The sequence below is a fragment of the Undibacterium sp. GW821-FHT07F11 genome (assembly GCF_059418665.1).
The window spans coordinates 419537-433572 of sequence record NZ_JBWKQH010000001.1; the positions used below are offsets into that span (position 1 = coordinate 419537).

Genomic DNA, 14036 nt, shown 5'->3' on the forward strand with positions numbered 1-14036 from the left:
ATGCTCATGCACGGTTGTTGATACACAACAATACATATTAAGTAATTTAACTACATTTTATTTTGTAGTGGAATGAGACATGCAAATATAGGTGCCTGGCAGACCGCGCCTATATATACGAGGTCGAAAAATCTGCTCAAAACCTTTTGTAGAAATCAGGCACATCAAAATCACATTGCCAATTGACGGCTCAGCAGGCAAATGAGATGAGATTGGGACTGGCTTTTCATAGTGCAACCTGGGCACGCAAGAGCCTCTACATATGCGAGGCAACGAACTCCACATTTGCATGTGTTGCAAAAAAACATCATAAATTTGAATAAATTCGTCATGCCATGCTTGTTTTTATAAAAAAGCTGTGGCAAGATACGTACATCAACCAAGCAACACCACACAATTTAGGAATGATCGTGAAAACAACTTTGACACAACAACTGATACAAAACTTGCGCAAGACAGCGCGGGCTTTGGCGTCGGTTGCCAAAGTTGAAGGCGCAGCAGTTGGCACATGGAATGGCTATGAAGCCTCGTATCGTACGAATACAGATACACGCACAACTAAAGATACAGATAGTGAGATGTTCAATGATGTCAGCCCAATTAATTTTGCGGCCACATGGTTTAACAACACAAGCATTCGAGGGGAAACCCTGAAGGTCACAGGCGGCAGTTAAAGCCACCCAAGACCCTAGCGCTGAAAAGCCCGGATGCCCTGAAAAGCTCCGGGCTTTTTTATTTTTTGGTGTCGTTTTTTTATTTTAGATTTTGGGTTTGCTTGCAGTATTCAAGGCAAACCACAGCAGTTAAATTCGCCAACTCGGCCCGCCAACGCGGTCGTGACCGGACAACACCGGATCATGGAAGCTCTTTAACAATTTGGGAAGTTCAACAGTTTTATCCCAAGGGCAGGAAAGCCTGCTTTTGAGGTAAGACTGAATACAAAAACTCGTTTCATCATTGAAGATGAAACACGTTTATATGCGGGTGTAGCTCAAAGGTAGAGCTGAAGCCTTCCAAGCTTAAGATAAGGGTTCAATTCCCTTCTCCCGCTCCATCATGAAAGTGACTTTATTAGTACTTACTATTGCCGAGGTTTTTTTCATGATGTCTTTGTCGTCTAATGGAGAGGACAGCTGACTTTCTATCAGCGAATGGCGGTTCGATTCCGCTCAAAGACTCCAGTATCAACAGTTTTACGGATGGTTACCCAACCGGTAAGGGATGCGACTGTAAATCGCAAGAGCGCCCGCTCATAGGTGGTTCGATTCCATCACCATCCACCATTTTTTGTGTCTCAAGCTAACCAGGTGAAAGCGCCGTTTTGAAGAATCGGAGAGCGTGGATCGTTACCACGGGGACGCACCAGAAATCATAGTAGTACTTAAGTACAAGCACAGTATCTTTATATATTACGGGGGTGTAGCTCAGTTGGGAGAGCGCCTGCTTTGCATGCAGTATGTCGTCGGTTCGATTCCGTCCACCTCCACCATTTTTTTTCATTTCAACAACAGGAGTAAGTCATGAAGCGAAAGACCAGGCATCGTCAGATGCCACACTTCACCATCACGCGGGATGTAGCTCAAAGGTAGAGCATTCGGCTTTTAACCGAACGGCGAGAGTTCGATTCTCTCTATCCCGACCACCAAGAATATCGATTAAAGCGTAGTCGTTTCAACCGATGTTTTTTGAACGCATTTCTTCAACAGCGAGAGATGCATTTTAGTTTAATTCCCCGATAGCTCAGTCGGCAGAGCGGCGTACTGTTAATGCGCATGTCCCTGGTTCGAATCCAGGTCGAGGAGCCACAACGTCCCTTTAGCTCAGTGGGAGAGCAACCGGCTCATAACCGGTGGGTCGCTGGTTCAAAACCAGCAAGGGGCACCATTTTATCTTTACTTGCATAGCTCAATTGGTCAGAGCGTTGCCTTGATAAGGCAGAGGCTGGTGGTTCAACTCCATCTGCAAGTACCAGTTCCCTAAACAGGAATTACGAAAAACTGTTCCAGCAAGGCGTCAACGACGAAGACAGTACTTTAGTACGCGGCTCCTAGGAGAGGAGTTGCAACGCAGCTGGGGCAGTTTTTCGTAAGTCCTGTATATCTCAGTAGCTCAATTGGCAGAGTCGCGGTCTCCAAAACCGAAGGTTGCAGGTTCAAGTCCTGCCTGGGATGCCAAACATTTTTCTCGCCTTAGCTCAGTTGGAAGAGCGCAACAATACGAATGTTGAGGCCGCAGGTTCGACCCCTGCAGGCGGGTCCAGTTTTACCGTGTGATCATGTGATCCTCACTACCTCACCAGTGGCATGTGCAGACGCACATGCGCGGTATTTTTTATCAGGACTTACGCAAAACCGCCCCAGCTGCGTTGAAGCTCCTCTCCTAGGAGCCGCGTACTAAAGTACTGTCGTCGTCGCTACGGCGCAGTCGGGGTTTCAGACTATACATTGTCTGCCGACGGAACGAACCTCCCTTCCCAGGGAGGCTTCCTTGGAGATAGCCTTACTGGGACAATTTTGTGCAAGTCCTGTCAGCAAAGGAAGATTCGCATAATGGTATTGCACCGGGTTGCTAACCCGGCGGGCTTGCAAGAGCCTATGTGCGTTCGAGTCGCACATCTTCCGCCAGTTTTTTGCCGGTTTAGCTCAGTTGGTAGAGCAACTGATTTGTAATCAGTGGGTCGCGGGTTCAAATCCTGCAGCCGGCACCAGTTTTGCCCTATTAACTCAATGGTAGAGTCCCCGCCTGTCTAGCGGGTTGCCAGCGGTTCGATTCCGCTATAGGGCGCCATCTATGGAAGCGTGGCAGAGTGGTAATGCAACTGTCTTGAAAACAGTAGGCCTGCAAAGGTCCGTGAGTTCGAATCTCACCGCTTCCTCCACATCAATACGTGTCAGTAGCTCAAAGGATAGAGCCCCGGTCTTCTACACCGACTGTTGCGGGTTCGAGTCCTGCCTGACGCACCATCTTTGGTCGCCACACACAGACCCGTTTCGGCATTGCCGATTCGTGGCGATCATTCCTCCATTCCTTGACCATACGAGATTTAGCTCAGTTGGCAGAGCATTCGCTTCATATGCGAGCGGTCGCTGGTTCAAATCCAGCAATCTCGACCACTATTCCCTGTTTTTATCCCCACTTAATTCCATTCGCTTACAATTGCCGTCATTCAAAAAACACATAAAAATAAAAAGGAATTCCCATGAGAAAATTAGTCACTATCAGAACAGTTAACAACATCAGGCCTATTCCTGATGCTGACGCCATCGAATGCGCCAGCGTGGATGGTTGGTCTGTGGTCGTCAAGAAAAATGAATTTCAGGTTGGTGATGCCTGTGTCTATTTTGAGATCGATTCCTTTTTGCCTCTGAGCGATGTACGTTTTTCCTTTCTGGAAAAAAGCAAAATTATCTGGAATGAAAAAACCGGGATAAGGCTGCGCACGATCAAACTGCGTGGCCAGATTTCACAGGGCATGATACTACCGCTGAATCAGTTCCCAGAATTGATTGAACTTACTGATGACGGCAACGCAGATTTTAGCCAGGTATTGGGTATAGAAAAATGGGAACCAGTCATTCCAGCCTCATTGTCTGGTGAAGTAGAAGGCGCTTTTCCTGAATACATACGCAAGACCGATCAAGAGCGTATACAGAATCTGACGGAAGTCTTGCGCACTCAGACACGGGAAGAATTTGAAGTCACGATCAAGCTCGATGGTTCCAGCATGACAGTCTTTCACAAGGATGGCGTATCTGGTGTTTGCGGCAGGAACTGGTGGATCAGGGAATCTGAAACCAATAGTCTATGGCGCGTAGCAAAGCAAAATCAGATGCTGACGGCTCTGACTGCCTATGGCCGCAATCTTGCACTGCAAGGTGAAATCATCGGTGAAGGCATACAGGGTAATCCTGAGAAAATGCGGGGCCAGGATTTTTACCTGTTCGATATTTTTGACATAGCCGCGGGCAGGTATCTGGGCAGGGCAGAACGTCAGGAAGTACTAGCCAGACTGCGCGCCCTGGGTGCTATTGTGCATGAGGTGCCGTGGCTGGAAAACATGACCCTGGAACGCTTTGCTGGCGATGTGAATAAAGTGCTTGATTATGCTGAGGGCGGATCACTGAACCCGGCCACAGCCAGGGAGGGCGTGGTCTTCAAGCGTCTGGATGGTAGCATGTCGTTCAAGGCGATTTCAAACACATATTTGCTGAAACACGGAGACAGGTAGGAAGATCATGGGTGGAAATGCATTAAAGGCTGATTCAGTTCGTCTGCCTGCCGCCAGGTATCACGAGGTGGAACACTATGCCGTGACGACATTGCAGCGGCATTTTCCACAGCGCCGTATCGAGGCTGTCATGGCCTATGCTGACAAGGCTGATTTTGGTGATCTTGATATCCTGATCGAGGCCGGCGATGGTTACAGTTCCAGACAATTTGCAGATGCACTGCAGGCGACAGAAGTTGTTGCCAATGGTGACGTCACCAGCATAGGCCTGGCTATTGCAGAAGGTGTATTCCAGCTTGATCTGATCAGGACAGACTCTGTCTCGTTTGATTTTGCTTCACGCTATTTTGGTTTGAATGATTTTGGTAATCTGATAGGTCGCATCGCGCATAAATTTGGGGCCAAGTTTGGCCATCTGGGCTTGTTGTATCCCATGCGTGACCCGGACAATAAAGACCATCTGATTGCAGAATTGTGCATTACGCGGGATTTTGGCGCAGCCTTGAATTTGCTGGGCTATGATGCGCTGCTGTATGAGGACATGCGTGCGGCAGGGCAGTTCAAGACCCTGGAAGATATCTTCCTCTATGTTGTGTCTTCACCCTATGTCAACCGCGAAATCTATCTGCTGGATAACCGCAATCACAAGGCCAGGATACGCGATGCCAAGCGGGCGACTTACAATGCCTTCTTGTTATGGCTGGATGAGCAGGACGTGGTGCAACTGCCAGCTTATGCATGGGCAGAAAGTGGCACGCCTGCACGACTAGAGCAAAAGCAGGCATTTCTGGAAATGGCTTTCGCCCGCTTCCCGGATTTCGAGCTGGCGCATGAGCAGGCGCTAGAAAAATACGCGCGAAAAAAACAAGTGAAACAGCAATTCAATGGTGCCCTGGTTGCTGACATCACTGGCCTGTCTGGTAAACAACTGGGTGAATTGATGGCGCAGATACGCAATTCATTTGCGGATGAAACCAGCTTTGAAAACTTCTTTCTTGATACTGATGCTGAAGTAATCAAAGCCAGGTTCTTGCAGGAAGCGGCAGCACTCTCGTCATGAACATCCCATCATGAACTTCCCAAATAGTGCTGCCTGTAAATTAAGGTGTGACCAGCCCGTCCATGCGGACTACTTCAAAGCTGCTGCCTTTGACATTGCCCAGTTCTGACACCAGTTTATCGTTATTCCAGCGTGCATCTGGTGCGCCGCTGATATACCAGTTGGAGCCATTGTCGGCCACCAGCATGCCGTAGGTTTTCATGGCTTGCAGGATGGCTTTGGTTTCGCTGGAAAAATTCGCAGGTATCTGGTAACTGGCTTTCAGACGGACACGCATGCCCATGGGCGGCAGGGTGTTGCTGGTGTTCGATGATGCCCAGTGTGTCGCTGGCGGTACATAGGCGCGGCGTGTGCGGCTTACCGTAAAACGCAAGGCGTGTCGTATGACACCACTAGCAGCTTCTTCATAACGTACCAGACCAGGGAAGATGGGCAGGCCTGCAGCATCGGCACTGGTCCAGCCTGGTTTTCCACCGGGTCTGACTGTATTGGATGTCAGATCAAATATAGCACCGCCACTGACCTTCCAGCTACCGCCTGCTTGTGGATAGGCATTACCGACTTCATAGAGGCGGTTGGCATCGCGGTCTATGACGAGGACGTGGCGGTCACCATCAAAGCTGCTGCCGTTGGCTTTTTGCCCTTCTATCGGCGCGTTGCTTGGTATGGGGTAAGGACCGGGTTCGCTTTCATCGCCATAGTCGGTAAATTGCACACTGACCTTGGGCTGGCTGCCTGCGACGACCACATAAGGTATGCCTATCGGCGCTCCGTCATACAGGCCAGCACCAAAATCAGGATGCAGGCCTGTCCCCAGGCCTATGCTGCTGATCAGCGCATCCGATGCGGGGTCGACTGCCGCATTGGAGATGTCGGTATTCCAGGCATTATTGGCAGGGAAAGGCAGGCTGCCATTCAGATTGGCACCGGCACCCAGGTCAGCCCTGCGCAAGTCGCCATAGACTGCATTGCCTGTGGTGCTACCGGTGCCTGCGCTATTCACGGTCACTGTGACCGTCGCGTTGGTATTGCAGGCTATGCTGCAGGCGGAATTGCTGGCTGTCAGTGTATAAGTCGTGGTCGCAGCCGGGTTGACGACAAGGCTATTGCCGGTAACAGCAGCACCATTCAGCGTCAGGCTGGTGGAGCCAGTGACTGTCCAGCTCAGTTGCGTACTTGACCCTGCATTGATGCTGGCAGGATTGGCGATGAAGCTATTGATCACTGGCGCAGTAGCCGTCGTGGTTCCGGTAGTGCCGCCAGTACCTGTGGTAGTTGTAGTCGTTGTGCCAGTCGTGCCGGTATTGGCAGGTGCAGAACCGCCTCCACCACCGCAAGCAACCAGGGGCAGTATCAATGCAAGGGCAGACAGTTTTGGCAGGAAATGTGGTGGCATGGTTTTACTCTTGGCATACGGCGTGGGAAAATCAGACTAGTCTTGAAATCCTGAGCCGACAATACGAATTGCATTTCCTTACAAATTGCCAGACTGAAAACATGTATCATTTTTTGCAAAACCATTATCAAAGATCATCATGAACACGACTACCCTGCCACTGGAAGAACAAGAACATCCCATAGACCCGGCGATACGCGCAGAGATCAATGCGACCCTGCAACGCATAGAAGAGACGCATGATGTCAAAGTCTTGTTTGCCTGCGAGTCAGGCAGCCGTGGCTGGGGCTTTGCTTCTCCAGACAGTGACTATGATGTGCGCTTTATCTATGCCAACAAACTGGACTGGTATCTGACCGTCTTCCCTGGTCGTGATGTCATCGAATTACCTGTCAATGAAATCTATGATGTCAGCGGCTGGGACTTGCGCAAGGCCCTGGGCTTGCTGCGCAATGGCAATGCGACTCTGATAGAGTGGTTGTCTTCACCGGTAGTGTATGCGGCTGACCCTGTCTTTTTGCGAGCCCTGCAAGCGGCCTCGCGTGAAGTGCATAGGCCGGAAAGGGCTTATTACCATTACCTGCATATGGCCAGCAAAAACTACCGCGAGCACTTGCAAGGTGAAATGGTCAAGCTGAAAAAATACCTGTATGTATTGCGCCCCTTGCTGGCTTGTTTGTGGATAGAACGAGACCTGGGTCCTGTGCCCATGCGTTTTCAGGACATGGTCGATGCAACAATTGAAGACAAGGAATTGCTGGCAGCCATCGCCGAATTACTGGTCATCAAACGCCGTGCCAAGGAATCAGAATTGTCTGTCCCCATGCCTGTCATCAACCGTTTTATCGAAAGCCAGTTGCAGAGGCTCGACGGTGTCAGGACTAATAGCACGGGTGACATGGATTTCTCGGTACTGGATAGCTTGCTGTTTGATACGGTCATGAAAAAGCCTGCTTAAAAAGCAAGGAATCAGGGCCTGCAAACAGAAAATCGCGATTTCAACCATAATGGTTTTCTCTCAATTTGAAATTGCAGGCTATGTCTTCCTCATACCCTTTATCCATACTCGATCTGTCACCGATTGCCGAAGGCAGTGATGCTGCGCAATCTTTCCGCAATTCCCTCAGCCTGGCTCAGCATGGCGAAGGCTGGGGCTATCAGCGTTACTGGCTGGCAGAACATCACGGCATGCCTGGCATTGCCAGTGCTGCCACTGCTGTCCTGATAGGCCATATTGCTGGTGGCACCAAAAGCATACGCGTGGGGGCTGGTGGCATCATGTTGCCAAATCATTCTCCACTGGTCATCGCTGAACAATTTGGCACACTGGAATCGCTCTACCCTGGCCGCATAGACCTCGGTCTGGGACGTGCACCGGGCTCAGACCAGCGCACTGCGCGTGCGCTGCGCCGCAATCTCTCCAGCGATGCAGATGAGTTTCCGCAGGATGTGGCTGAACTGATGGATTATCTCAGTGAAGATTCGCAACAGGCGGTACGTGCTGTGCCTGGACATGGTTTGAAAGTACCCATCTGGATTCTGGGTTCCAGCCTGTTTGGTGCGCAACTGGCGGCAGCCATGGGCTTGCCGTATGCCTTTGCCTCGCATTTCGCACCCCAGCAAATGATGCAGGCGATAGAAATTTATCGTGCCACTTTCCGTCCTTCTGCCCAACTGGACAAACCCTACGTTATGTTGGGCTTTAATGTGTTTGCGGCGGATACGGATGATGAAGCCTATTACCTGGCCAGCTCTGCCCAGCAGGCATTCATCAATTTGCGCAGTGGCCGCCCGGCAAAGCTGCCTTTGCCAGTCGCCAATTTCTTGCAGAATATCGGCCCGCAAGAGCATGCCTTGCTAGAGCAGGTTTTGTCTTGCTCGGCCATCGGTGCACTGGATACTGTCGCTGAAAAAATGCAGGCATTCATAGAATATACCAGTGCGGATGAATTGATGATCACGGCACAAATCCACAATCACGCTGCGCGCCTGCGTTCTTATGAAATTGCGGCACAGGCAGGCGCAACCATCAAACTGACTCCCAAAATTTGATTTGATAATTGATGAAACGGCGAAAGTAATTTGAGACAACTTTTGCCATTTTTTTGTTTGCCCTGAGATACACTTAAGTTTTGGGGACAAACAAGAACATGAAAAATTTCGCGCATCGCTTTTCTTACACCGCAGTCGTTACATTATTTACCCTTGCTGGTCTAGCTGCCCCGGCTGCAACAGTCAGTGCACAAAATAATCTGCCAACGACACCGGCAGCCTGGTCAGAAACATTTAAAAATGATCTGCAACTGGCTTATCAGGAAACCCTGGAAAATCATCCAGGTGCGCATGATCCCCATAACCCGGATTTTCGCAAGAACCTCGATACTGCACGCAGCAATGCACTGGCCCTGGCGGACAAGATAAAAGACGCAGCAGGCTATGAAGCGGCATTCAATCGTTTCAACGTCAGCCTGCATGATGGCCATGCTGGTGCACAGGCCAAGCTGCCTCCTTCTCTGGCGCCACGCATACGCTGGCCAGGTTTTGTCACAGTTTGGCGTGGTGACGCTCTGTATGTCTATGCATCTGAAACAGCACAGCCTGCCACCGGGGCCAGGCTGCTCAGTTGTGATGGCAAACCGGTCAAAGAGCTCGTCATGGAAAATGTTTTTTCCTTCAAAGGCCGCAGTGATGAGGCAGGGCACTGGTGGTATCTGGCCAGGCAGGCCTTGATCGATTATGGCAATCCTTTTGTGCAAGTGCCCCCACAATGTGTATTCAGCCATCAGGGCAAGACACTGACACATACGCTCAACTGGCAAGCTGCCAACGACAATTTCGAAACCTGGCGCATACGTTCCTATAACGGGGAAACGCTGCCCACAGGTTTGACAGAGCCAAGGAAAAATCTGTTGTGGGTCGCGATGCCCAGTTTTCAGCCCAACCAGGCAGAACGCGATACGCTCAATAAAATGACTCAGGAAATTGCTGAGCATCGCGAACGTGCATTGCATGCAGATGCCATCGTCATTGATTTGCGCGACAACGAGGGCGGCTCTTCCGAGTGGAGCCGCAAATTTGCCAGTGCTTTATGGGGCAAGGAAAGAGTGAATCGCCTGATGCAGGCATATTCACCCAATACCGATGTCTGGTGGCGCGCCTCCAGAGATAATACCCGCTATATGCACGAACTGATAAAGCAATTTAAAAGCGAAAACAGGGAAGACAGTGCTGCCTGGGCGCAGCGACATGCCAAAGGCATGCAGGCAGCGCTGGACAAAGGTGAATACTTTTATGTGGAATCATCTACCTTCAAATCTGAAACCATAGCAGCTGCCACCACCAGCAGCTTGCCAGCAGACCCGGTCAGCCTGACAACGCCGGTGTATGTCATCGTCCCAGGCCAATGCGCCAGCGCCTGCCTGGATGCGCTGGATATCTTCACACGCTTTGACAATACCAAACTCATAGGCGCACCCAGTTCGGCAGATTCCAGCTATATGGAAGTCCGTACCAAGACGCTGCCATCCGGGTTGGCGCGTGTGGTCATCCCCAACAAGGTCTATGTCAACCGCGCACGCGCTGCCGGGCGGGTTTATACACCGGCCATCACGGTCACCGACATAGCATGGTCGACTGATAATTTCTTGAAAATTGTAGAAGCCGATCTGGCCAAATCTAGGTAATACAGAATATGGGCGAATAGGACTTCCACAAAATTGTCCCAGCAAGGCTATCGCTTTAGGAAACCACCCTTGTAAGGGTGGTTCGTTCCGTTGGCGGACAACATGTTGTCCGAAACCCCAACTGCACCTATCGCTTTAGGAAACCACCCTTGCAAGGGTGGTTCGTTCCGTTGGCGGACAACATGTTGTCCGAAACCCCAACTACACCGTAGCGACGAAGACAGTATTTTAGTACGCGGCTCCCAGGAGAGGAGCTACAACGCAGCTGGGGCGATTTTGTGGAAGTCCTATAAAAAAAAGCCTGCGCACACCTCGTTGCGCAGGCTGTCAAATTGCTGACCAGAGAACAATGGGTCTTATCAGCAAGAGGGAAACGTCTCTACTACAATTCTTTGCTATCTTGTCTCAGATTTCTCTGAGATATACCTCAGGCATTTTCAGCCTTGACATTCAATGCTGCATTCGATTTACGGTTTCGACCAGTGACGATACCAAAAAGTTTCATCAGCATGCGATAAATAAAACGCACAAACAGCAAGGTGAATAATGCTTCCAGCATGGTCATGCAAAAACCGACCAGGGGATTACGCACTTCCATGCGCATACGCATTTTCGCCATCATGCGGTCACGTGATATTTCTATGCTGTCATAGAAAGTAGGCACGACCAGCAAGGTCAGAATTGTCGAAGTGATGGTGCCACCAATAATCGCAATCGCCAGCGGACGGTAGAACTCGCCGCCTTCACCCAGGCCCAGCGCCACGGGCAACATACCTGCAATCAGCGCAAAGGTCGTCATCAGGATAGGGCGCAAACGCACACGGCCAGCGTGCATCAATGCCTCTTCACGGTCATAACCTTCGGCCTCTTGTTTGCGGGCAGCATCAAGCAAGAGAATCGCATTCTTTGCGACAAGACCCATGAGCATGATGATGCCGATAAAGCTCATCAGATTCAGGGTGCTTCCTGTTACCAGCAAGGACAGAACTACGCCTATCAGTGACAGCGGCAAGGACAGCATGACGCCCAGCGGTGCCGTGAAGGAGCCGAACTGTATCACAAGTATCAAATACATCAAACCTATGCCCGACAACAATGCGATCAGCATGGCACCAAATACTTCTTGCTGATCCTGGCCGGAACCACCAAGTGAAAGGCCGTAGCCAGGCGGATAGTCAAAGGACTTGGCCAGCTTCATGGCGTCATCAATCACTTCACCATTGGAGCGGCCCTGGGCATTGGCAGACACGGTAATGGTACGCTTGCCATTGGCATGCTCAATACCTGATGGCCCCTTGCCCATGGTAATGGTGGCAATCTGATCAAGCGGTACCATCTGGCTGGTGCCGGATACTGCGATAGGCAGGCGTTCAATGTTTTCCTTGCTGACGCGGTCATCAGGATGCAGGCGTACTGCCACATCGCGGGTCTCACCTGTCGGATCTACCCAGTCACCCACCTCGATACCAGCAAAGGCAACCCGCAGGGCCTGTGCTGCATCATTGGAAGAAATACCCATGGAATTGGCGAGACCACGGTTCAGTTCTATCTTCAGTTCCTTTTTCGGATCCTGCTCAGACAAGCCGACATCGACTGCACCTGGAACCTGGCGCAATTTATCCATGTAGGCACTGGTAATTTCCAGCAACTTGCGGGAATCGGGGCCGGTAAATTCTATCTGCACCGGTTTTTGTGCACCATTGTTGAGGTCATCCAGCACCACATATTCAGCGCCAACCAGGACACGTACTTTCTCACGTAATTCAGCAGCGATTTCCTTGGCACCGCGTTTGCGCTCTGTACGTTTGCCGATATCGACATAAATACGGCCACCGGCAGGCGTGATGTTGCTATTGGTGTCTTTGGTTTCTGGCAGGGTACGGGCAATTTCTGCGGCCCTTTCCATTTTCAGGCGTGCATATTCCAGTGAAGACGAAGCAGGAGTACGCACAGTGATCATCAGGTTGCCTGAATCAGAAGCAGGCAGGAAACTGGTACCACCCCATTTGACTTGCACACCCAGCGCAGCCACCAGACTGAGCAGGGCAATCGCCCCCATGGAACGACGGTGATGCAGGGCCCAGGCAATCACATTACCGTAGCGGTCAGACTGATGATCAAACCAGTCATTGAAACGCGCCAGTACCTTGCTGATACCTTTTTTCGGTGCAGTATGATGATCAGGTGGGTCACCCCAGTATGCCGACAGCATAGGATCAAGCGTGAACGAGATACCCAGGCTGACCAGTACCGAGCAAGCTACTGTCAGCGCAAATGGGCGGAACCATTCACCCGGCATGCCAGGCATGAAGGCCACGGGAATAAATACCGCGATGATGGAAAAGGTAGTCGCTGCCACGGCCAGACCGATTTCTGCCGTACCTTCGAGTGCGGCAGTGCGGCGGTCAGAACCATTTTGCATATGGCGCACGATATTTTCCCGCACCACGATCGCATCATCAATCAGCACGCCAATCGCCAGCGACAGGCCCAGCAGAGTCATGAAGTTCAGTGTGAAGCCGCACAGCCAGACGGCGATGAAAGCCGCAATGACCGAGGTTGGCAAGCTCAAGGCCGTGATCAGGGTAGAACGCCAGGAATTCAGGAAGGCATACACCACGAAGATGGTCAGGCCAGCGCCGAGCACCAGGGATTCAATGACATTATTGAGGCTGCGTTGAGCGTCCTTGCCGCCGTCGCGGGTTATCTCAAGCTTGGTGCCTGGTTGTGTCTTTTCAAAATCCTTGTTGATTTCATCGACCTTGTCGCGCACGGCCTTGGCCACGCTGACAGTACTGGCATCGCGGGCACGGGTGACAAAGATACCGACATTCGGCTTGCCGCTGCGTATGCTGAGTCCATCCTTGTCTGCAAAACTGTCTTCTATGGTCGCTACTTGTGACAGACGTACGATCTGGTCGCCAGTGCGTTTCACGACGATGCCCTGGAATTCTTCTGGCGATTCTATGCGGCCAACCAGGCGTATGCTTTCTTCATCCAGCGTGCCGCGTATCTTGCCTACCGGGGCATTGGTATTCTGGTTGCGCAAGGCACTGACGACTTCGCCGACGGAAACATTAAATTCGCGCAGCTTTTCTGCACGCAGAAGCACAGACAATTCACGCTTCAGTGAGCCGCTGACTTCGACGGTTGCTACACCATTAATGCTGCGCAATTTGTCGGCCAACGTGTCTTCAGCCAGGCGGGAAATCTCGGCATGGGTCTGTTTGTTCGATGACAGGGCCATATTGACAATAGGCTGTGAACCCGGGTCCCAGCGGCGTATCATGGGTTCGCGCATTTCTGTCGGCATTTTATAGCGCAGGCCGGAGATGACATTGCGGACTTCATCTGAAGCCTCGATCATGTTTTTCTTGAAACTGAAACGCATGTCGAAGCGACCGCTGTTTTCTGATGCCGTGGCCCAGACTTCTTGTACGCCCGCCACCGCTTGCAGGGATTTTTCCAGGCGGTTGATGATTTCGCGCTCTACCGTGTCTGGCGATGCGCCAGGGTAAGTAATCACTACAGATAAACCCGGCACTTCGACGTCAGGGTTCTGGTTGACCCTCAGTTTGCTGAGAGCCAGCAAACCCAAAGCCATGAGTGCGACGATCAAGACGATGGTCGCAGTCGGCTTTTTGATACTGAAGTCAGATAAGAACATGG

Annotated in this window: 8 protein-coding genes and 16 tRNA genes; 22 read left to right on the top strand and 2 right to left on the bottom strand. The window is 51.1% G+C overall.

Annotation, left to right across the window (positions count from 1 at the left end):
• Window positions 1–335 precede the first annotated feature (335 nt).
• From AC07OI_RS01775 to AC07OI_RS01865, 19 genes are all read left to right on the top strand, one after another.
• On the top strand, window positions 336–674 hold the full coding sequence (locus AC07OI_RS01775; RefSeq protein WP_495256101.1) for a hypothetical protein: 339 nt from the start codon (window positions 336–338) through the stop codon (window positions 672–674).
• A 306-nt stretch (window positions 675–980) separates the two neighbouring features.
• Window positions 981–1054 (top strand) — tRNA-Gly (locus AC07OI_RS01780).
• 52 nt (window positions 1055–1106) lie between these two features.
• Window positions 1107–1181: transfer RNA gene (locus AC07OI_RS01785), tRNA-Glu, on the top strand.
• 16 nt (window positions 1182–1197) lie between these two features.
• Window positions 1198–1283: transfer RNA gene (locus AC07OI_RS01790), tRNA-Tyr, on the top strand.
• Between the two features lie 130 nt (window positions 1284–1413).
• A tRNA-Ala gene (locus tag AC07OI_RS01795) sits at window positions 1414–1489 on the top strand.
• Window positions 1490–1568: 79 nt separating this feature from the next.
• Window positions 1569–1642, top strand: a tRNA-Lys gene (locus tag AC07OI_RS01800).
• A gap of 87 nt (window positions 1643–1729) precedes the next feature.
• Window positions 1730–1805: transfer RNA gene (locus tag AC07OI_RS01805), tRNA-Asn, on the top strand.
• A 4-nt stretch (window positions 1806–1809) separates the two neighbouring features.
• Window positions 1810–1884, top strand: a tRNA-Ile gene (locus AC07OI_RS01810).
• Window positions 1885–1894: 10 nt separating this feature from the next.
• Window positions 1895–1971 (top strand) — tRNA-Ile (locus AC07OI_RS01815).
• Between the two features lie 127 nt (window positions 1972–2098).
• Window positions 2099–2174, top strand: a tRNA-Trp gene (locus AC07OI_RS01820).
• Between the two features lie 9 nt (window positions 2175–2183).
• Window positions 2184–2259: transfer RNA gene (locus AC07OI_RS01825), tRNA-Arg, on the top strand.
• 276 nt (window positions 2260–2535) lie between these two features.
• Window positions 2536–2624: transfer RNA gene (locus AC07OI_RS01830), tRNA-Ser, on the top strand.
• 7 nt (window positions 2625–2631) lie between these two features.
• Window positions 2632–2707: transfer RNA gene (locus AC07OI_RS01835), tRNA-Thr, on the top strand.
• A 5-nt stretch (window positions 2708–2712) separates the two neighbouring features.
• Window positions 2713–2787 (top strand) — tRNA-Asp (locus AC07OI_RS01840).
• A gap of 5 nt (window positions 2788–2792) precedes the next feature.
• Window positions 2793–2878, top strand: a tRNA-Ser gene (locus AC07OI_RS01845).
• Window positions 2879–2887: 9 nt separating this feature from the next.
• A tRNA-Arg gene (locus AC07OI_RS01850) sits at window positions 2888–2963 on the top strand.
• A 74-nt stretch (window positions 2964–3037) separates the two neighbouring features.
• Window positions 3038–3113, top strand: a tRNA-Met gene (locus AC07OI_RS01855).
• Window positions 3114–3199: 86 nt separating this feature from the next.
• Window positions 3200–4228, top strand: coding sequence for an RNA ligase (ATP) (locus AC07OI_RS01860; protein WP_495256102.1), 1029 nt, complete (start codon window positions 3200–3202; stop codon window positions 4226–4228).
• Window positions 4229–4235: 7 nt separating this feature from the next.
• Window positions 4236–5288: a hypothetical protein gene (locus AC07OI_RS01865; protein WP_495256103.1), complete on the top strand. Its 1053-nt coding sequence runs from the start codon at window positions 4236–4238 to the stop codon at window positions 5286–5288.
• 40 nt (window positions 5289–5328) lie between these two features.
• On the opposite strand, the gene AC07OI_RS01870 is transcribed toward AC07OI_RS01865, so the two are convergent.
• Entirely contained in the window at window positions 5329–6684 is a 1356-nt protein-coding gene (locus tag AC07OI_RS01870) for a hypothetical protein (RefSeq protein WP_495256104.1), read from the bottom strand.
• Window positions 6685–6823: 139 nt separating this feature from the next.
• Here AC07OI_RS01870 and AC07OI_RS01875 point away from each other — a divergent pair, with 139 nt between their 5' ends.
• From AC07OI_RS01875 to AC07OI_RS01885, 3 genes are all read left to right on the top strand, one after another.
• Window positions 6824–7642: a nucleotidyltransferase domain-containing protein gene (locus tag AC07OI_RS01875; protein WP_495256105.1), complete on the top strand. Its 819-nt coding sequence runs from the start codon at window positions 6824–6826 to the stop codon at window positions 7640–7642.
• An 80-nt stretch (window positions 7643–7722) separates the two neighbouring features.
• Window positions 7723–8736 carry an LLM class flavin-dependent oxidoreductase gene (locus AC07OI_RS01880; RefSeq protein WP_495256106.1) on the top strand — a complete coding sequence of 338 codons (1014 nt, stop codon included), beginning with the start codon at window positions 7723–7725 and terminating at the stop codon, window positions 8734–8736.
• A 98-nt stretch (window positions 8737–8834) separates the two neighbouring features.
• Entirely contained in the window at window positions 8835–10367 is a 1533-nt protein-coding gene (locus tag AC07OI_RS01885) for a S41 family peptidase (RefSeq protein ID WP_495256107.1), read from the top strand.
• Window positions 10368–10794: 427 nt separating this feature from the next.
• On the opposite strand, the gene AC07OI_RS01890 is transcribed toward AC07OI_RS01885, so the two are convergent.
• Window positions 10795–14034, bottom strand: a complete 3240-nt coding sequence (locus AC07OI_RS01890; RefSeq protein ID WP_492703955.1) for an efflux RND transporter permease subunit — start codon at window positions 14032–14034, stop codon at window positions 10795–10797.
• Between the last annotated feature and the right edge of the window lie 2 nt (window positions 14035–14036).

Excerpts from the sequence above, each read along its gene's own strand:
- AC07OI_RS01885 (WP_495256107.1), top strand. The coding sequence starts at position 8,835 with ATGAAAAATTTCGCGCATCGCTTTTCTTACACCGCAGTCGTTACATTA.
- AC07OI_RS01880 (WP_495256106.1), top strand. The coding sequence starts at position 7,723 with ATGTCTTCCTCATACCCTTTATCCATACTCGATCTGTCACCGATTGCC.
- AC07OI_RS01890 (WP_492703955.1), bottom strand. The coding sequence starts at position 14,034 with ATGTTCTTATCTGACTTCAGTATCAAAAAGCCGACTGCGACCATCGTC.
- AC07OI_RS01875 (WP_495256105.1), top strand. The coding sequence starts at position 6,824 with ATGAACACGACTACCCTGCCACTGGAAGAACAAGAACATCCCATAGAC.
- AC07OI_RS01860 (WP_495256102.1), top strand. The coding sequence starts at position 3,200 with ATGAGAAAATTAGTCACTATCAGAACAGTTAACAACATCAGGCCTATT.
- AC07OI_RS01775 (WP_495256101.1), top strand. The coding sequence starts at position 336 with ATGCTTGTTTTTATAAAAAAGCTGTGGCAAGATACGTACATCAACCAA.
- AC07OI_RS01865 (WP_495256103.1), top strand. The coding sequence starts at position 4,236 with ATGGGTGGAAATGCATTAAAGGCTGATTCAGTTCGTCTGCCTGCCGCC.
- AC07OI_RS01870 (WP_495256104.1), bottom strand. The coding sequence starts at position 6,684 with ATGCCACCACATTTCCTGCCAAAACTGTCTGCCCTTGCATTGATACTG.